The organism is Arthrobacter sp. FW306-1B-F12A (genome assembly GCF_058781865.1).
Genome location: NZ_JBYSXD010000025.1, coordinates 1 through 18164 on the forward strand (window position 1 = coordinate 1; position 18164 = coordinate 18164).

The 18164-nt window shown below is 62.9% G+C and carries 17 protein-coding genes, 2 tRNA genes and 1 other RNA gene; 9 read left to right on the plus strand and 11 right to left on the minus strand.

What is annotated here, in order from left to right:
- Positions 1 to 68 precede the first annotated feature (68 nt).
- Entirely contained in the window at positions 69 to 833 is a 765-nt protein-coding gene (locus AC3WJU_RS13150) for a YaaA family protein (protein ID WP_306959370.1), read from the minus strand.
- 113 nt (positions 834 to 946) lie between these two features.
- Between AC3WJU_RS13150 and rnpB the strand changes: the two genes are divergently transcribed.
- The 4 genes from rnpB (at position 947) to AC3WJU_RS13170 (ending at position 4303) form a co-directional block, all read left to right on the plus strand.
- Positions 947 to 1337, plus strand: an RNA gene (gene rnpB / locus AC3WJU_RS13155) — RNase P RNA component class A.
- Between the two features lie 244 nt (positions 1338 to 1581).
- Positions 1582 to 3078, plus strand: a complete 1497-nt coding sequence (locus AC3WJU_RS13160; protein WP_492260066.1) for a glyceraldehyde-3-phosphate dehydrogenase — start codon at positions 1582 to 1584, stop codon at positions 3076 to 3078.
- Between the two features lie 85 nt (positions 3079 to 3163).
- On the plus strand, positions 3164 to 3373 hold the full coding sequence (locus AC3WJU_RS13165; protein ID WP_284991178.1) for a hypothetical protein: 210 nt from the start codon (positions 3164 to 3166) through the stop codon (positions 3371 to 3373).
- 132 nt (positions 3374 to 3505) lie between these two features.
- A complete protein-coding gene (locus tag AC3WJU_RS13170) occupies positions 3506 to 4303 on the plus strand; it encodes an HNH endonuclease family protein (protein WP_492260067.1) in 798 nt (265 codons plus the stop codon).
- A 26-nt stretch (positions 4304 to 4329) separates the two neighbouring features.
- Here AC3WJU_RS13170 and AC3WJU_RS13175 read toward each other — a convergent pair whose 3' ends face one another.
- The 4 genes from AC3WJU_RS13175 to orn all read right to left on the minus strand — a co-directional run bounded on the left by AC3WJU_RS13175 (position 4330) and on the right by orn (position 6711).
- Positions 4330 to 5181, minus strand: a complete 852-nt coding sequence (locus AC3WJU_RS13175; protein ID WP_492260068.1) for an acyltransferase domain-containing protein — start codon at positions 5179 to 5181, stop codon at positions 4330 to 4332.
- A 3-nt stretch (positions 5182 to 5184) separates the two neighbouring features.
- The gene (gene def, locus AC3WJU_RS13180; RefSeq protein WP_059387769.1) at positions 5185 to 5757 is read right to left on the minus strand and encodes a peptide deformylase; all 573 of its coding nucleotides are present in this window, start codon (positions 5755 to 5757) and stop codon (positions 5185 to 5187) included.
- Positions 5758 to 5881: 124 nt separating this feature from the next.
- A tRNA-His gene (locus AC3WJU_RS13185) sits at positions 5882 to 5954 on the minus strand.
- Positions 5955 to 6084: 130 nt separating this feature from the next.
- Complete coding sequence (gene orn, locus AC3WJU_RS13190; protein ID WP_084784354.1) at positions 6085 to 6711, minus strand: oligoribonuclease; 627 nt, start codon at positions 6709 to 6711, stop codon at positions 6085 to 6087.
- A 151-nt stretch (positions 6712 to 6862) separates the two neighbouring features.
- Between orn and mptB (AC3WJU_RS13195) the strand changes: the two genes are divergently transcribed.
- Positions 6863 to 8488 (plus strand): polyprenol phosphomannose-dependent alpha 1,6 mannosyltransferase MptB, encoded by a 1626-nt coding sequence (mptB, locus tag AC3WJU_RS13195; protein ID WP_492260086.1) that lies wholly within the window; start codon positions 6863 to 6865, stop codon positions 8486 to 8488.
- Here mptB (AC3WJU_RS13195) and AC3WJU_RS13200 read toward each other — a convergent pair.
- Together AC3WJU_RS13200 and AC3WJU_RS13205 are read right to left on the minus strand one after the other, a co-directional pair.
- Entirely contained in the window at positions 8472 to 9725 is a 1254-nt protein-coding gene (locus AC3WJU_RS13200) for a glycosyltransferase 87 family protein (RefSeq protein WP_492260069.1), read from the minus strand. The two genes, mptB (AC3WJU_RS13195) and AC3WJU_RS13200, sit on opposite strands and share 17 nt — an antisense overlap.
- 34 nt (positions 9726 to 9759) lie before the next feature.
- On the minus strand, positions 9760 to 11073 hold the full coding sequence (locus AC3WJU_RS13205; protein WP_332603596.1) for a glycosyltransferase family 87 protein: 1314 nt from the start codon (positions 11071 to 11073) through the stop codon (positions 9760 to 9762).
- 270 nt (positions 11074 to 11343) lie between these two features.
- Between AC3WJU_RS13205 and mptB (AC3WJU_RS13210) the strand changes: the two genes are divergently transcribed.
- Complete coding sequence (gene mptB / locus AC3WJU_RS13210; protein WP_492260070.1) at positions 11344 to 12915, plus strand: polyprenol phosphomannose-dependent alpha 1,6 mannosyltransferase MptB; 1572 nt, start codon at positions 11344 to 11346, stop codon at positions 12913 to 12915.
- A 7-nt stretch (positions 12916 to 12922) separates the two neighbouring features.
- Here the strand turns inward: mptB (AC3WJU_RS13210) and AC3WJU_RS13215 are convergent, their stop codons facing one another.
- Entirely contained in the window at positions 12923 to 13600 is a 678-nt protein-coding gene (locus AC3WJU_RS13215; protein WP_306959385.1) for a DNA alkylation repair protein, read from the minus strand.
- Between the two features lie 137 nt (positions 13601 to 13737).
- On the opposite strand from AC3WJU_RS13215, the gene map reads away from it, so the two are divergent.
- The gene (gene map, locus AC3WJU_RS13220) at positions 13738 to 14505 is read left to right on the plus strand and encodes a type I methionyl aminopeptidase (RefSeq protein WP_492260071.1); all 768 of its coding nucleotides are present in this window, start codon (positions 13738 to 13740) and stop codon (positions 14503 to 14505) included.
- A gap of 31 nt (positions 14506 to 14536) precedes the next feature.
- Here map and AC3WJU_RS13225 read toward each other — a convergent pair whose 3' ends face one another.
- From AC3WJU_RS13225 to AC3WJU_RS13235, 3 genes are all read right to left on the minus strand, one after another.
- Complete coding sequence (locus AC3WJU_RS13225) at positions 14537 to 15121, minus strand: GNAT family N-acetyltransferase (RefSeq protein WP_284991189.1); 585 nt, start codon at positions 15119 to 15121, stop codon at positions 14537 to 14539.
- Between the two features lie 134 nt (positions 15122 to 15255).
- A tRNA-Arg gene (locus tag AC3WJU_RS13230) sits at positions 15256 to 15328 on the minus strand.
- 45 nt (positions 15329 to 15373) lie between these two features.
- On the minus strand, positions 15374 to 16675 hold the full coding sequence (locus tag AC3WJU_RS13235; protein WP_492260072.1) for a hypothetical protein: 1302 nt from the start codon (positions 16673 to 16675) through the stop codon (positions 15374 to 15376).
- 245 nt (positions 16676 to 16920) lie between these two features.
- On the opposite strand from AC3WJU_RS13235, the gene AC3WJU_RS13240 reads away from it, so the two are divergent.
- Complete coding sequence (locus tag AC3WJU_RS13240; RefSeq protein WP_332603588.1) at positions 16921 to 17487, plus strand: single-stranded DNA-binding protein; 567 nt, start codon at positions 16921 to 16923, stop codon at positions 17485 to 17487.
- Positions 17488 to 17849: 362 nt separating this feature from the next.
- Complete coding sequence (locus AC3WJU_RS13245; protein ID WP_059387777.1) at positions 17850 to 18119, plus strand: DUF6993 domain-containing protein; 270 nt, start codon at positions 17850 to 17852, stop codon at positions 18117 to 18119.
- Positions 18120 to 18164: the final 45 nt, after the last annotated feature.

An 18164-nucleotide genomic window follows, 5' to 3' on the forward strand; every position in this document is an offset into this window, starting at 1 on the left:
GGAAAGCGGCCCCCGACACCAAAACCGGGAGCCGCTCACCACTGCCTCTTGACAACAGCTTCTACATATCAGTTGGGGAGGATGATGCTGAGGGTGTGCGGCTTGCGGGCGGTGCCTTCCGTCAACTCCGCCGTCCAGATTTCCGAGGCTGCCTTGAGGAGTTGTTCGGGCGTCCCCGGCGCCTTTCCTCGGCGGCTCAGCAAGTGACGCGCCAATTCGCCGCGCGTGTGCTTGGCGAAGTGGCTGACGACGGTGCGTTTGCCATTGGACTCGGAAAAGACGTTGACGGAGACAGTTTGCGCCGCCGGTGGAGCCCAAGCCGCGGCATATGTGCTGGAGCGGCAATCCACCAGCAGTTCGCCCTGCACCCGCGAGGCGAGGGCCTGCGTGAGCTGCGGCTTCCAGAACGACGCGAGGCGCCCGACGTCGGGCAGTGCGGTTCCCATGGACAAACGGTAGGCGGGCACGTGGTCGCCGAAACCGATGGCGCCCCACAGGGCGGACACCACAAGGATCGACTCCACCGCCTTGCGGCGCTGTGCCGGCGTCAGGGTCTTGTAGCCAAGCGCGTCGTAGAGGACACCGGAATACACCTGATGGGCAGGGGCCGCGGGTTCGGCGTGGAGCCGGGTATTGCGTTCGACGTCGTCCCTCAAGGACGCGCCCACCCCCAATAAGGCGAGGGCGTCCTCGTGCGCGCTGACCAGGCCCAGCGCGTCGAGCACTTTGGCCCGGTAGCTGTTGAGTTCCGGAAAGCTCAGGGACTCCCATTCGACGGCGGAGCCTTTCTCAGCGGGGGTCTTGCCTTCGGAGGGCGGCAGCAGAATCAGCACCAGTCGATATTAGCTGTATTGCCAGTAATACAGGCGCCAGCTGCCTAGCGGTACCTTCCGGCAGTGCCGTCCGGAAATGCGCAGGGCCCGACGCCGGTAGACTGTAGGGCGGATGGGTTGACTAGGCGGCCGCGCGCCACGTGAGTGGCTCGAGGAACGTCCGGGCTCCACAGGGCAGGGTGGTGGGTAACGCCCACTCGGGGTAACCCGCAGGCTAGTGCCACAGAGAACAGACCGCCCGCGTCTGCTTGTGCCAGCACAGGCAGGCAGCAGGTAAGGGTGAAACGGTGGTGTAAGAGACCACCAGCTCCCTGGGTGACCAGGGAGGCTAGGTAAACCCCACCCGGAGCAAGGCCAGACAGGGCACGATCGAGGGCTGCTCGCCCGAGTGTCCGGGTAGGCCGCTGGAGAGCGTCGGCAACGGCGTTCGTAGATGGATGGTCGCCACTCCTTCGCCGGCAACGGCAGGGAGGACAGAACCCGGCGTATCGGTCAACCCATCCCTTCGCCTATGTGAGTGATTTCACGCGTTCCGGCGGCCAAGTCGTCCCGTGCCAGACCTTAGAATGGACAGTGAACGTAGAAGTTCCACCGCCGGTTCTGCGTTCGCAGCCGGCGGTTTTTCTTTGCAGCGTTCAAGGTGTCCGGGCAGACCGAAGTCCCGCCGATGCCAGTGCCGCAGGATTACTCCGGGCGGCCGCCATCTACGTACGAGGACGTATGTAGCTGACCCTAGGAAGGTAGTTCTGTGAGCCAGTCATCAGATTCTTGTCTTGATACGTGGATGGGCCGCGAAGCGCTGGCCGAGGCCATGATTCCGGTGATCGGCCGGCTGTACCGTGAGAACAACGTGGTGACGAGCATCCACGGGCGCAGCTTGATCAACAAGTCGTCGATGAACATCCTGAAAGCCCACCGTTTCGCGCGCCGGATGAGCAAGGACGAACTCCGTCTCGAAGAGACCGCGCCGCTGCTGAACATCCTGGCCGGACTTGACCTCGGGGCTGCTGCGATCGATATCGCCCGCCTGAACGAGAAGTACAAGGCCGAGGCCGCGGGCACGCCCCTGGAAGACTTCCTCCGCGCCGAGCTTGCCGAGGTTGTCGGGCGCCGCGGCGCGGACGACCGGACCAGCACCGACGTCGTGCTTTACGGTTTCGGCCGCATCGGCCGCCTGCTGGCCCGCCTCCTGATCGAAAAGGCCGGCGGCGGCCACGGCCTGCGCCTGCGTGCGATTGTGGTCCGCAAGGGCGCCGAGAACGACCTCGTCAAGCGCGCCAGCCTGCTGCGTCGCGACTCGGTGCACGGTTCCTTCGAGGGCACCATCCGCGTGGACGAGGCCGCCAACACGATCACGGCCAACGGCGTCCAGATCCAGGTCATCTACTCGGACAACCCCTCCACCGTCGACTACACGGCCTACGGCATCAAGGATGCCCTGGTGGTGGACAACACGGGCCGCTGGCGCGACGCCGAAGGCCTCTCCCAGCACCTGCAGAGCAAGGGTGTGGCCCGCGTGCTGCTCACGGCTCCGGGCAAGGGCGAGCTGAAGAACATCGTCCACGGCATCAACCACTCCTCCATCGAGGACTCGGACACGATCGTCACTGCGGCTTCCTGCACCACGAACGCCATCACCCCGGTGCTCAAGGCCCTCAACGACAAGTTCGGCGTCATCCACGGCCACGTGGAAACCGTGCACTCGTTCACGAACGACCAGAACCTGATCGACAACTTCCACAAGGGTGACCGCCGCGGCCGCTCGGCCGCCCTGAACATGGTCATCACCGAAACGGGTGCGGCCAAGGCTGTGGCGAAGGCCCTTCCGGAACTGCAGGGCAAGCTGACCGGCAACGCGATCCGCGTTCCTACCCCGGACGTGTCGATGGCCATCCTGAACCTGAACCTTGAAAAGGGAACCACGAAGGACGAGGTCAACAACTACCTTCGTGAAATGTCCTTGCACTCGGAGCTGCGCAAGCAGATCGACTTCATCGACTCACCCGAGGTCGTCTCCACGGACTTCGTGGGCTCCCGCCGTGCAGGCATCGTGGACGGCCTCGCCACGATCGCCACCGACAATCACCTCGTGGTCTACGTCTGGTACGACAACGAATTCGGCTACTCCTGCCAGGTGGTCCGCGTCATGGAAGAAATGGCCGGCGTGAACCCGCCGTCGTTCCCGGCACGCGGCGTCGCGGTGAACCTTGAACCCAAGGCAACGTTGGAGCCCGCCGGCGTCTAGCGGCCTAGGCCGAGGCCAGGAAAGACACAGGGTATTCCCGGCTGATGCGCTGGTATCAGCCGGGAAACCTGACCAGAATGGACGCATGGAAAGCGAAAAGATTCTGGAACACGAAACAACCCTGGAACACGCACTGGACGTAGCGCGCGCCAACCTCAAGGAAGCCCAGCGGCTTCTCGACGAAGCCAAGGCCGCACATGCAGCGGGTGACATCTCCGAGGAGCGGGTCATCCAATTGGGGTCGCTTCTCGAGCTGGCCGCCGAAGACCTGAAGCGTGTCACCAGGGAGCAGTAAGCCGCCCCTGCAGCTTGCGCTGTGATTGTTCCGACACTGTGACTTGTCCTCCACACTGTGGATATCAGCGTCGGCGAACAGCGCCTGAACTAGTCTCAAGGGACGTATTCCTGCCCGAAAGGACGCAATCCCTTGAGCACCACCTGGGCCGCCTATCGACGTGCCCGCCGCCACTCCCGGCAGGCCTGGGTACTGGTGATTCTCATCATCGCGGGTGGGCTTACCGGCGTCGGGTGGTTCTTCACCGACGGCCAGTTCTCAGTGGGACAGGGCCCGGTCAACGGGCCAACGGAAGCTCCAGTCTTCGACCCGGAGTGGATGAAGCCGGTGGAATCGGTTCAGCCGGTGCCCCTCGGTTTGGCGGCTGATGCCCTGGAGGCACTTCCCGTGAAGGGGCGCGCCGCCAAGGACAACTACGACCGCAATGAATTCGGCCAGGCGTGGCTCGACGTCGACCGGAACGGCTGCGATACCAGGAACGACATCCTGAGGCGGGATCTTACGGCAGCGGAGTTCACGGCAGGCTCGAAATGCAGGATCGCGTCCGGGGAACTGCGTGAGCCGTACATCGGCGAAGACATCCATTTCCGCAGGGGCTCCGAAACCAGCTCAGCCGTACAGATCGACCATGTGGTGGCTCTCGGGGACGCCTGGCAGAAGGGGGCCCAGCAGCTCCCCGCCAAACAGCGCCAAAGCCTCGCCAATGACCCCCTCAACCTGATTGCCGTCGACGGGCCCGCCAACGTCAAGAAAGGCGCGAGCGACGCCGCGAGCTGGCTCCCTGCCAACAAGGGCTTTCGCTGCCATTACGTCGCGCGGCAGGTTTCCGTCAAAGCCGCGTACCGGCTCTGGGTCACCCAGGCGGAGAAGGACGCCATGAAGCGCGTCCTGGACTCGTGCTCCGGCCAGCGGACCATCAGGGCGACGTAGCCAACTGAGGCCGCGAGGTGGCCGCTTCAGGCCGGGGTGCTCCGTGCTGCGGGAAGCACCAGGTGGCCGTGTCCAAGTTGCCAGACCCCGCCGTCGTCGATCCTCTCCAGCAACACCCGCTGAAGCGAGGTCTCGCGGGGGAGCCGATCGAGGTTTTCCATGCCGCGCTGCCGGAAAGTGAAATAGACAGCGTCGCCCGGAGCGTCTGAGCAGCGGTCCAGGGTGAATCGGCGGGCAAAAGCGGCGATGTTGCTGTGCGGGAGTTTCCGGGCCAGGTAGGGGTCCAGCATCCAGGAGTCGCAGCTCGCCACGGAGACCGCTTTGTCCGGGAAGTAACGGTCGAAGAACTCCCTGGCCTGGCTGAAGCTCGTGTCCACGAGGGCAGGGGACAGGCCGCCATCCTCGGGGATGTGCACACCCAGCACCCAGGAGTCACTTGCGGCGGCGGAGCCTTCCTCGTCGCTGCGGACAAGGTGGAATTGCAGGCGGCCGATACGGAAGATGTTTCCGGCCATGTGGAGGGTCAGCCATGCCCACGTGTCCAAGCCGAAGCGACCATGGACCCTTCGGTTGATTCGAAGGTTCAGTCCCACATCGGCCAGGATCGCGGCGGACGATTCCGGCGGAATGCCAAGGGAAAGATGATGGCCGTGGACTACAGGCGCAAAGCGCAGGAGCGCCTCGATCCAGTCCGTTTCCGTGCAGCCATCGGCGGAGGCGGACGTGCTCGGAAAGACGCCCAGACGGGCGTCAAGGCTGGCAAGGGCCCGTCGGGTGCCGTCTCCAGGAGGTGACGCCAGCAGCGAGGCACACTCAAAAGCGTCCTCGCCCTGGATGTCGAGAAGCGTGAACAATTCGTCCTGCGCGACGCCCGTCATCGCTCAGTGACCGAAGGGGTCCGGGTCGACACCTGGCATCCAGCTCAGCCCGGGCACTCCCCAGCCGTTCTTCTTGGCCTGCTTCATCGCCTTCTTGGCGTATCGGTCAACCAGGCGGTTCACATAGAGCTTGCCGTCGAGGTGGTCGAATTCGTGCTGCATGACCCTCGCGAACCAACCGGTCGCGACGAAATCCACCGGTTGGCCGTGGCCGTCGAAGCCCTGGACGCGGGCCCAATCGGCCCTCTGCAGGGGGTAGTGCTCCCCTGGGAAGGACAAACAGCCTTCGACGTCTTCCTCGGGATCGGGAAGGGCGCCAGGGATCTTGGAGAGGGTGAGGACCGGGTTCACCAGGACGCCTTCGTCCGGAGCGTCGTCGTCGTTTGCGTATTTGAAGATGAAGATCCGCTTGCCCACCCCCACCTGGGGTGCCGCCAGACCGACGCCGTTGGCCGCCTCGTTCGTTTCGAACATGTCGGCAATCAAGGTGCGCAGCTCGTCGTCGAACACTTCCACCTCGCTCGCCCGGCGGTGAAGCACGGGTTCGCCCCAGATGGTGACTGGCAGGACGGTCATGTCAGGTGTTCCTCTGGTTCTCGGGTCTGGAATGGCCGGAATCGGCCGGAACAAAGCAAAGGCCGCACTGGATAACCAGTACGGCCTTTGGCTGCGATCGATAAACTGCTACCGACCTCATGAGGGTGAGCGACGGGGGTTGAACCCGCGACCTCCTGGACCACAACCAGGCGCTCTGCCAACTGAGCTACGCCCACCATGAGCCTTTTGCGCTTTCGGAATGACCCGTTAGCTGCGAAGGCAACGACAAAAACTATACCCCGTCTTGAGGGGTGGTTTTGCCACTTTTGACCGTTTGGCTGAAATTTCCCGAAAAGGTGCCTCAGATCACGTGTCCTCCGGAGTCTCCGGGCCGGCTGCGATCTGCTTGGAAATCTTCTGCGCTGTGGCCGTATCGGGACCCGGAGCCGGGACGAACACTGCCTCCCGGTAATAGCGCAGTTCGTCGATGGAGTCCCTGATGTCGCCAAGCGCGCGGTGGCCGCCGTGTTTAGCGGGGGACTGGAAATAGGCGCGGGGGAACCATCGGCGCGAGAGTTCCTTGATGGTGCTCACATCGATGACCCGGTAGTGGAGGTGTTCAACGATGTTGGGCATGTCCCGTGCGAGGAACATCCGGTCGGTTCCGACTGAGTTGCCACCCAGCGGGGCCTTCTTCGGATCCGGTACCCACTTCTCGATGTACTCCAGGACGATCGCTTCGGCTTCGGCCATGGTCTTGCCGTGCGGGAGTTCATCCAGGAGTTTCGAGCGGGTGTGCATGTCGCGGACGAAGTCGTTCATCTGTTCAAGTGCGGCGTCTTCGGGTTTGATGACGACGTCGACGCCGTCACCCAGGATGTTCAGCTCCGAATCGGTGACCAAGGCCGCAACCTCGATCAGGGCGTCGTTCACCAGGTCGAGACCGGTCATCTCACAGTCGATCCAGACGATGCGTTCATTAGTAATAGGCACCCGACCAGCCTACCGTTCAGGCGCATGGGAAGGGTGGCGGGGCGCTCCATTCCGCCCCTGCGGCGTACCGCGGCTGGTAAACTGGGCCGTTGTCGAGCGGTTGTTGCCTGCATCGATGAGCTGGACCAATGTACGTAGGGACTGGAATATCATGACGGCAGGCGGAACGGGCGTGGGCACCTCAAATAGCCGGGATGAGGCAAAGGAACCTGCGGTGCCGTCAGAGAAGGCCGCCGCCGGGCTCTACTCCCCGGATGCCGCGCACATCGGAGTCGGCATCCCCGGACAGATCAAGGCCTACGTGGCTGTCTGGCAAGGTTTTTTTGGATCCCTGATGATCTTCGTCGGCTCAATCGGAGCCGGCTGGATCGCCAACGGCTCGCCCATGTTCAGGCACCCCCTTGTCATCGCCCTGCGCACCGAAGGTTGGGGCGTGACGACCTCCACGATCCTGCTGACGGCGGGGGCCATGCTTTTGGTCAGGTCATGGTTGAGGCTCGGGCAAAGGCTCAAGGACTGGGGGCCGGGCTCGCTCAGGTCCGTGGTTGTCGCCGTTGCGGCGTGGGCGGCTCCCCTCATGTTCTCCGTGCCCATCTATTCGCGCGACGTATACGCCTACACCGGCCAGGGCAGGCTGGTGCTGGAAGGCCAGAACCCTTACACGGCCGGCATTTCCACGCTCAGCAACTGGTTTTCCCTGGGCGCCGATCCTGCCTGGGCTGAAGCCAAGACGCCGTACGGACCCTACTTCCTGTGGCTTGCCAGATGGGTTGTGGGCATCACCGACGCCCAGCCCGACTTTTCCGTTCTGCTCTTTCGGGTGCTTGCGACCGTGGGGGTGGTGCTCTGTGTGGTGTATGTTCCCAGGCTCGCCGAACTCCACGGGATCAACCCCGGCCGTGCGTTGTGGATCGCCGTGGCCAACCCGCTCTTTCTCATCAGCTTCGTCGCCAGTGCCCACAACGATGCCCTCATGGTGGGCCTGGCGGTGGCCGGAATGTACTTTGCAGCCACCGGTCGCCATATCACCGGGCTTCTGCTGGTGACCGCTTCCATCGGCATCAAGCCGATCACCGTTCTCCTCTTGCCTTTCATAGGCCTCATGTGGGCTGGTCCTGCCGCGAGCTGGGCCCGCAAGTTCCTGTTCTGGGGCGCGACGGCGGGTATCAGCTTCGCCGTCCTGGCAGTGAGCGGAATTCCTTACAACCTTGGCTTTGGATGGGTCTGGGCCATCCTCGATCCCACACCGGGCTATACGGGATATTCGCCTTCGGGCTTCCTCGGCCAGCAGGTCGAGGTGATCGCCAATCTCCTGGGCTTGCCGGGCTCCACCGTGGCCACTGGGCTCCGGACCCTCATGAAGTGGGCCGGAATCGGGTTGGTGGTTGTCCTGATGTTCCGCGGCGACTATTCACGGCTGGTGCGGCGCGCCGCCCTCGCGTTTGCCGCCGTCGTCATGCTTTCGCCGATTATCCAGCCGTGGTACATCCTGTGGTTCATCCCGCTGCTCGCGGTCACGGGCATCAGGGACGACTGGCAGATCAAGTCCCTCTATGTCGCCGTCACGTTTTTCGTTGCCTTTGGCGCGCAGGACCAGATTTCGGTGTTGTCTTTCGTGGAATTGAACGTCAAAGTGTCCTCCCTGGCCTTCCTGGTGGCCGTGGGATTCACCGTCTACCTGATGGTGTTGGACGTTCACACACGCCGACTCTTGATCCGCTCCAGCCCAACGCAACTGCTTCGCAGGCTTGAACGGCGGCTCAGGCGCTCCGAATAGCGCTTCGTGCGCCGGACTTGCGGCCCAGCTCCACGGTCCGCTGCACGGACCACCAGAGCAGGACCACCAAAAGCACATTCCGTGTGGTGAGCACTGCCGCCATCACGGGGTTGGCATGGATCAGCGGCGTGTAGAACAGCGGGTAGATGACGAAAGTCGTCATGGCGATCCCCATCAGGAGGGCGGCAGGAACCCTCCAACGGTTCCAATCGTGGGTCAGCCCGGCGACAACCACCGGCGCAAGCCAGATGATGAATTGCGGCGAACCCACCTTGTTGAACACGATGAACGCGGTGGTCATCATGAGGGCGCCCTCGAGAAACAACTCTTCCGGCTCGGCACCCCGCCGAAGCGCCCAAAGCAAAAGGGCAGAGCCCGCGACGGCGGCAAGCACCAAGAGCGGCTGCATCAGGAACGCTGCCACGTTGGCTCCCGGCCCATACACCTCCGTGGAATTGATGGCGACGTTGTCGGCGATTTTGGAACCGCCGATATTGAGCACGCTCAACCAGACCCAGGGGGTTGAGAACGTGGCTTCCAGTTGCATGCCGCGTTCGCCCTGGTTGGTCAAGAAGTCGAGGATATGCGGCAGGCCGCCCGAAAGGTAGGTGCCCAGTGCGACGGCGGCAGTGACGCCGGCGCCGCAGGCGATGATCCGCAGTCTGCGGTGGCTTGCGATGATGATGGGTACCAGAACGGCGGCTGGCCAGACTTTGATCCATGTGGCGATGCTGAGAAGGATACCGGCTGCCACAGGTCGCGTGGCCGCATACAGCAGGGCGACCAACACGATGGGTGCCGTGATGCCCTCCACCCGGGCGAAGCTGAGATAGCCCATGAAGGCGGTGAAGAACAGCCACCACCAAGCAGGGGCAATTCCCGTTGTCCTGCGCGGGCCGCGGGTCAGGACGAACAAGCCGGCGGCGTTGAGCGCAGTGATGATCAACGTCCACACCAGCAGGTAAGGACCCGGGCCCGCGATGTTGGCCAGGAAGATTGGAATCTGGGCAAGCACCGGGTAAACCCAAGGGCTGATGGCTCCGTGGAGATCCGCGGGGTTGTAGCCGGCCATCGCCCATTGACGGTACTGCTCAGTATCGCTGAACGTGTTTCCGGCCAGGAAGAAGCTTGCCATCCAGCCGAGGAAATACACGTGGATCGCGGCGAAACCCCACCATACGCTGGATGGACGGCCGAACCAGGCGACGGCGGCAGGCGGCAGGGCGGCGTCGCGCACGCGGGCCAGCCCATCAAAGAATCGAACGGAAATCTCAGGACTCCTTGGCAGCGGCGGCCGGTTCGTTGGCCGGGATCTTCTTGCCCAAAAGGTACAGGCGGCGAACGGACCAGCAGAACAGGACCACCAGCAGGACATTTCGCACCGTCAAAACCAGTGCCATGAAGGGGTTGTTGTGGCTGAGTGCGTCATAGAAGAGGGGATAGATGAAGTATGTGGCCACCCCGATGGCGATGAGCATCGCCGCAGGCACCCGCCATTCTTTCCAGCTGTGGGCAAGCCCGACGGCGACTGCAGGCGCGAGCCACACCATGAACTGGGGTGACCCGACCTTATTGAACACGACGAAAGCCGTGGCCATCGTCAGGGATCCAGCCAACAACAGTTCGGTGCGGTCCGCCCCGCCGGTTCGCTTGCCGTTGTGGAGTGCCCAGAAGGTCAGGGCCGCCACCAGGATCGCGGCCAGGGCGAGAAGCGGCTGCATGAGGAAGGACATGAAGGCGGTGCCGGGGCCATCCACTTGCATCGAGTTGATGTCCGTGTTCATGTACATCCTCGAGTCACCCACGTGGAGGACTGACAGCCACAACCAAGGAGTGGTGAAGGTGGCTTCCAATTGCATGCCACGATCGCCTTGCTGGGTCAGGAAGTTGAGGAGCCGCGGCAGTTGACCCACTGCCGCCGTGAGGGCGATGACCAAAACGCTGGTCAGAATTCCGGCAGCGACCACTTTGGTTCGCTGCTTGACCACGGTGAACAACGAAAGCATGACGGCGGCCGGCCAAACCTTCATCCACGTGGCAATGCTCAGGAGGGTCGAGGCAATGAAAGGGTGTGATACGCCGTATGCCAAGGCGATCAGCACGATCGGGGCAGTCAATCCGTCCACCCGGGCGAATCCAAGCCAACCCATGATGAAGACGAAGACCAGCCACCACCATCCCGCCGGGATGGCCTCGTGACGGCGGCCCCGTCCGGTGAGCTTGGCTAGAGCGACGCCGTTGAGCACGGTGATCATGAGCACCCAGAGAAAGAAGAACGGACCGGGTCCGGCCAAGCCTGCGATCGCCATAGGCACCAAGGCGAGAACGGGGTAGACCCACGGGCTGGGGCCGCCGCTGAGGTTCTCATCCCGGAACCCGGCGGAGGTCCAGTCCCGGTAGATGAAAGTGTCGCTAAAGGCCTCGCCGCGCAGGGAAAGGATCAGCGCGAACACCAGGAAGACCAAGTGCACGACGCAGAAGCCTACAAGCAGGCCTTTGGGGGAATTGAGCCTTGCCTCCAGCGAAGGGGGAAGAACCCGATGACGGAACCGTGTGAGCGCGCTGAAGAATGAGTCCGTGGAAATGGGAGGATCCTTGTCAGGTAGTAATCGTCACAGGGTGCCGTAAGGCGCAGCGGCCCGGAGCCGCCAGAGCCCCATCCATTCTATCTCAGGCCACTTTCGCAGGCCGACCGATGGTCCGGTTGGCCCCGGGAAGCCAAGGGTGGCGATGCTACAGTTGCAATAATCCATGGCATCCGGAAGTGCCACTTTGGCCCGGATGCGGCAGGGAACCGGACAGGATTTTGTTTGATGGTGACGTCGAAGTTTCGTGAGCGTGAGGTGGGGAGTTCGTTGGCTCATCCAGAGGCGCTTGGCGATTCCAACGCCCCGGTACACGGCACCGTGATAGCCAAAGCGGCGAGGACGGCGATCCTCCAAGGGTTCGTCGGGTCGTTGCTCATGGTGGCAGGCTCGATCGGCGTCGGCTGGCTGGCCAGCAGCAGCGCCTTGATCCGTACTCCTGTTTTCATCATGGCCAGGACATCTCCGGTTGGCGTGATCCTTTGCACCGTGATGCTCTGCCTCGGTGCACTCCTGCTCCTACGCTCTTGGCTGCGCATTGCCCAGCGGATCGGCGGATGGAACCCGTCCTCGCGTCCGGTGCTGCGGCGAGCACTGTGGATGTGGGCACTCCCGATGATGTTCAGTTTGCCGTTGTTCAGCAGGGACGCTTATGCCTACATCGGCCAAGGCCGGCTCATGGAGCAGGGCCTGAACCCATACACCAACGGCATCTCGGCCCTGAGCAACTACTTTTCACTCGGGCCCGACAAATTATGGACGGAAGCACCTACGCCTTACGGTCCGCTATGGCTCTGGATCGAACAAGGTGCCGTGTGGGTGAGCGCAAGCGTCCCCGAGCTTGCTTTGATTCCCTTCCGCCTGTCTGCCCTAGCCGGTGTCATCCTGCTCGCTGTCTACGTTCCCCGTCTGGCCGCGCTCCACGGCGTGAACCCGGACCGTGCGCTCTGGCTTGGCGTCCTCAACCCGGTCCTCCTGATCAACTTCATCGCCAGCGCGCACAATGACTCCTTGATGCTGGGACTGGTTGTTGCCGGACTGTACTTCGCCTCGGTAAAACGGCCTGTGTTGGGAATCGTGCTGATCACGGCCTCGATCGCCATCAAGCCGATTACCTTGATTGCCTTGCCTTTTGCGGGGCTGCTGTGGGCCGGTGCCCGTGCCGGTTGGGGCCGCAGAATGCTCTGTTGGACGGCCACCTTGGGTTTGTCCTTAGGCTTGCTGGCCGCCGCAGGACTGGTGAATGGCCTGGGCTTTGGCTGGCTTGGCGCCCTGCAGACTCCGGGCGCCGTCTGGATCTGGTACGCGCCGGTGGGTTTGCTGGCACACACGGTGGGATTCGTCGTCGGACTTTTCGGCGGTCCAGGCGTTCCGGTGACGGATGTTATCCAGACTGCCGGAACGGCGGTCTCGGCGCTTGCCATCGTCTGGCTCGCCGTTCGGACCCCCGGCCGCGGAATCGGCATGCCCGCGCCGCTCGACGACGAACCCGAGTTCAACAAGACTGTGCTTCGCCGGATGGCCTGGGCATTCGCCGCTGTCGTCGTCCTGGCGCCTGTGATTCAGCCTTGGTACATGGTGTGGCTGCTGGTGTTCTTCACCGTGACGGGAGTCGCGGACGGCGCCCAGCTCCGGACGGTCTTCTATTTGACGGCGTTCTTCACCCTTATTGCCCTGACAGACCAATTGAGTGTCTTCCAGTGGATCCCCATCGAGGTGGTACGCGGAGTGGCCATTGCCATTGCGGTTTCTTTCATCGCCTACTTGGTGTTCTTTGACAAGAAGACCCACGTGCTGTTCCGCCCGCGTCGCGGGATTTTGAAGCTCAAGCCGAAGTCCTGAACCGGATTCAGCCGAGGTGTTTCATGGCTTCACGCAGGGATAGCGGGCTGAGCCTGGTCCTCCGGCTTTCAACGTAGCTCCGCACCCATTGAGGATCGGTCTTGGCGTACTCCCGCAGGGTCCAGCCGATTGCCTTCCTGATGAAGAACTCCTGGTCGGCAAGGTTGGCGTCAAGTGCCGCGGCCAGAAGTTCTTGGTCCGTGGCCGACTTTGCCTTGAGCTGGGAGGTGATGGCCGCCCGACGGATCCAGAAGTCCTCGTCGCTTGCCCATGTCCGCAAGAGCGGGGTCAGCGTGCTTCGGTGGTGTTGCAGAAGGGCGCAAATACGGTCGGAGACACCGTCAACGAAGTCCCACCATGCGCCGGTCCGGATGATTTCTTCGTACAGCGGCAGCATCTCCAGATCCTTGGCCACGGACTTGAGCGAGGTCAGATCGATGGCCGCGTAGCGTTCTTCCCGCCATGTGGCTTCCCGCCACAGCAGCCGGACATTGTCACGAAGTTCGGAAGGGGACCCGAAAGGGATTTCCTTCGCGGTCGCGAGGACAATGCGACGGACTACGGGGACCCTGACACCGAGGACAGGCATGGACGATTTCATGTAGGCCTGTGCCGCCTTCGCGCGGTCCGGGTCTGCCTCTGCCTGCAGGCGTTCACGGATGATGGCGATTCTTCGGTGTTCCATACGGCGACTTTAGGACACCCGTGGGCCGGCGCGGACGCGCAACCCTGTTGACCGGGCTGATGGTGCCCATAGAGTGGGTGGAAGGGTTTGTCCGGTGGCCGGTCCGGCCCCCTCTTCTTGATGCTTGGAGGCCTTTGATGTCCATGGTGAAGACGCCAGAAGAGATTGCGCTCATGCGCGAAGCCGGAAGGGTGGTTGCCAACACGCTTTCGGCGGTTCGTTCGCACGCCGGGGTTGGCGTGTCGCTCAAGGAACTGGACGAGGTTGCAGCCGCTTTCATGGAGGCCGCCGGAGCTAAGCCGGCGTTCCTGAACTACCGCCCGCGGTGGGCGTCCACGCCCTTTTCAGGGGTCATCTGCACGAGCGTCAACGACGCCGTGGTGCACGGCATCCCGGACGGGTATGTGTTGCAGGATGGCGATCTGTTGAGCGTCGATTGCGGGGCCTTCGTGGAGGGCTGGTGCGGGGACGCGGCAGTCAGTTTCATTGTGGGCACCTCGGATCCGGTGGACCAGGAATTGATCGATGCCACCGACGCCGCCCTCGCCCGCGGTATCGACGCTGCCCGGATTGGAAACAAGATGGGCGACCTTGCGTACGCCGTTGGCGGAGAAGCCAAGCGCAGCGGCTACGGGATCCTCGCCGATCACGGCGGGCACGGCATTGGCCGGACCATGCACGCCGAGCCGAGCGTGCCGAACATGGGGCGGCCCGGCCGCGGCGTGAAGCTCGTGGACGGCTTGGTGATCGCCATCGAGCCGATGTTGATCCTGGGCGGCAGCGACGACTACTACCACGACGACGATCAGTGGACCTTGCGCTCGGCCAACGGCCGCCGTGCTGCGCACAGCGAACATACCGTGGCGATCACCGCGGATGGACCGCTTGTCTTGACGTTGCCCTAGCTGGGTAGTTTCGGCATACGGGACCGGGAAGTCAGCGCCGCAGGCGCATGACCGCCCTTCCGGGCACCGCCGTGGAAACCGTGGAGAAGCCGGCCGCCCCAAACAACTTCACAGTTCCCTGGTAGAGATCGGCCGGACCGGCCTTGGGCCGAAGCGACGGATCAACGGGGTAGCCTTCCACGATGTCGGCGCCATGCGCGAAGGCATGCCCGACGGCGGCCTCCAGCAATGCGCCGGCCACCCCGCTCCGGCGGTGGCCGGGAGAAACCACGAAACAGCTCACCGACCAAACTTCCGCGCCTTCCAGGCCGCCCGTTCCTGCGGCCTTGAGGACTTGGGATCGTTCGATGCGCGGATAGCACTGGCGCGGCTCCACCGCGCACCAGCCCACTGCTTCGCCGCCCCGGAAAGCGAGGACGCCAGGTTCGGGGCCGTCGTCGAATTTGGCTTTGAGCTGTTCCTTCCGTGCCTTGGGGGGAGTGTTCTTCCAATCCTGACCGGCGAGAGCGAACCACCGGCACCAACAGCGCGAAGGCTCGCCGCGGACGCCGAATAGCCTTTCGACATCCGGCCAGCTTGCGGGGCCCGTGATGATGGCTTCGGAAGTGTTTCTCATCCGACCAGCCTAGATACCTGACGCCCTGCCCGCCTCAGTTGGACGCAGAGAATGAAAAACACCCCGGTCCGAAGACCGGGGTGTAACCGATGGCCCAACTCATCCATGAAGGATGTCTCGACTCATCACACAAGTGCCCCAGGAGGGAATCGAACCCCCGACCGTCGGATTAGAAGGCCGCTGCTCTATCCTCTGAGCTACTGGGGCTGGAACCGCACCCAAGTGTATCGCTGGGTTTGGCTAGCCAACAATTCAGGAGGATTGCCGGGCCTTCAGGACCGGGCAGGGGATTCGTACTATGCCTTTGAAAAATACAGGAGAGGTCGGAATATCGTAGAAGTCGGTATCGGACGCGGGTGCACAGAGATTGCGCGCGGTGCGGACGTGCTCGGCCCAGACAGGACCATTGTTTCTGGACGTCGAGGGCGGGAAGTACATCGACGCCAAGAGAAGCGAGAAAGCCATGAGTGCCGCAATGGGTGCAGCACGCCCAAACCTTGCCAACGCGGAAGCAAGCAACGGAACCGTGGCGAGGACGAACATCGTAGGCACTACCGAGTACCTCCCAAACACGAACCTGGCGGGCCAATCCGCCGCCGAGAAGGTTGCGTAGTCCAGGTACGGTGCCGGGTTCGAAGCGACGCAGGCAACCCAAACAACCATCGAGGCCGTGATGAAGAACGCGGCCAGCCATTTCTCCCGCGCAGAGCCCAAGATCAGGACAGCCACCGGGACGGCGAGGACGAGGAGGGAGGCCACGATCATCGGAGCAGCTCCGAAGTTCACGATTTGTTGCATGACACCGGACGCGGTGCCGTAGACGATGGGTCCTGCGGTGTTGATGAACCACCCGTAAACCGGGGACCAGGGGTCAAGCTGGTAGCTCGCGCCGCCGCTTGTTCGAGGATGCGTCACCGTCGCAATAACCTGGCAGGCAAGACCCAGGCTGAGACCCGCGCGGGCGGCCCACATGTTTTTGTCCCTCAGCCGGTGAAGGAAGAGCGGAACAAAGACAATCGAGATGATCTCGGTCAAGGAGGCGAGGGCCGCGACGACAAAAAGCATGCCTCCCTCGAGTTTGGACTTTGCCGGTTTCATCAATAGCCAGGGAGTGAGCCAGAGCAGGTACCAGTGCAGGTTCGCGAAGTTTCCAAGAGTCTCAAAAGCGCCGACGTTCACGAAAATGGGAACCGCGGCCCAAGCTACGCGGATCCAGGTGTTGCTGGTCAAGGCTTGGGCGCAGTGGTACGTCATGAGGGCGACGCCGGCCACAGCCGCGCAAGCCAATACAGTAAGCGCAATAGCGTAGTCCTCAAGTGCGAAGAACCGGACAACCACCTCGGCTGCGAGGCGGGGGACGACGTGGAGATAGCCTGCGTAGGGCCGGATCGGCGTGAAAGTCCGGGTCGGGTTCAAAGCGTCCGTGAGAAACACCGCGCCGTCTTCCGCCCAGACGACGCCTTGGGCCGTTGCTGGGATCCGCCAGAACGACACCAGCGTCAGCAAAATAAGGGCGCCCACGTAGGACGCACTTCTAGCCAGAGTAATTTTCACGATCTGTCCCCCAAAGAGCAGGCCCGAGACTGGGCGATCGTACCCAATTTAGATGGCGGTTCCGTATTTTCAAAAACCCCGCCGGTCCTTGTGGGCGGCGCCCCATTCTGCGTCTAACTTGTCCTCCACAATCCGCGTAAGAACAGGGCTATCCACATACGTGGATTTGGTACTCCCGCGGGCGTTCGCGGCACGCGAAGCTGGGAGAGCCAGACAGGCAGCTCAACTCACGTTAGGACAAGACCATGAATGACATCATCACTGTCCGGGGATTCGTTGCCACGGAACCCAAAAGTTCGACGACCCCGGGCGGAACCCGGACGGCATCGTTCCGGCTCGGTTCAACGGAGCGCAGGTTCGACCGAGCCAATGATGTCTGGGTGGATGGCAACACAAATTGGTTCAGCGTCCAGGCGTTCAGGCATCTAGCGGGAAACATTGGCTGCAGCGTCAAGAAGGGCCAGCGGGTCATCGTCGTCGGGAAACTGAAGCTGAGGCAATGGGAACACGACGGCAAGATCTACCACGTCGCCGAAATCGTCGCCGAGTCGGTGGGTCACGACCTCATGTGGGGCTCGGCGAACTTCATCCGGACCACCGGCAGCAACAGCCCGCAGACCATGCCCGCCGCCCCCGAGGTGGAGCCAGAGACCCCATGGCCTTCGGCGGAGGAAGATGCGGAAGGCGACCCGCATGACGACGAGGATGGCAGTGCCGCAGCCGAGCGGGAAGTTATCCTTCCGGCAGGAGAAGGCGATGAGTCGGTTCTCGTTGATACTGAGACGGGAGAACTTGTGGACGCCAAGGTTTGAAATGGAACTGGCCTTGAAATGGAGCCGGTCTTGAAACAGGGGCCGCCGCGGATGCCATGCGGCGCGGCGCGTGGTGTACCGCATGGCAGAATAGCCGGGTGATGAGCAGGGGAAAGCCGCAAAAACCATCTGGACGCCGCCACGCTGCCGGAAGCCCGGGTTTGCTGCTTGCGGTGCCGTTACTTCTGGCCGGACTGGTGTCCGGCTGCACGGCGCCTGCACCAACGGTGTCAAGAAGCACTGGGGTTTCATCGCCTACCCCCTCGACTACAGCCAGCTCCACTCCCGCCGTCACACCCAGTGCTGGCAACCCCTCGGCATCGACTTCGCTCAGCGCGGGCACTGCCGCGCTGAAGCAGACCATGGAGTCCGTACTCAAGACCATTGCCGCGGCAACCCCCAAACCGGCACAAGACGCACTGCGATCACAGCTCGTTTCGGCCGGCATCGCCGACTCTGCCGTAGAGGTGTCCGCGAGCAAGACGCCGACGGGACTGGATGTCGACGCCATCGAGGCCGCGGCCAGGCTGGACAAGGACTGCGTCATGGGTGAGATCAGGGACGGGCAGGTTTCAGTGTCGGTCCTGCCCGTGTTGGCCAGCGGCAAATGCTTCGTCGGGGATTCCCGCTAGCAGGGCCGAATGTGAGTTATGCCTTGCCACCCATTAGATTTAACG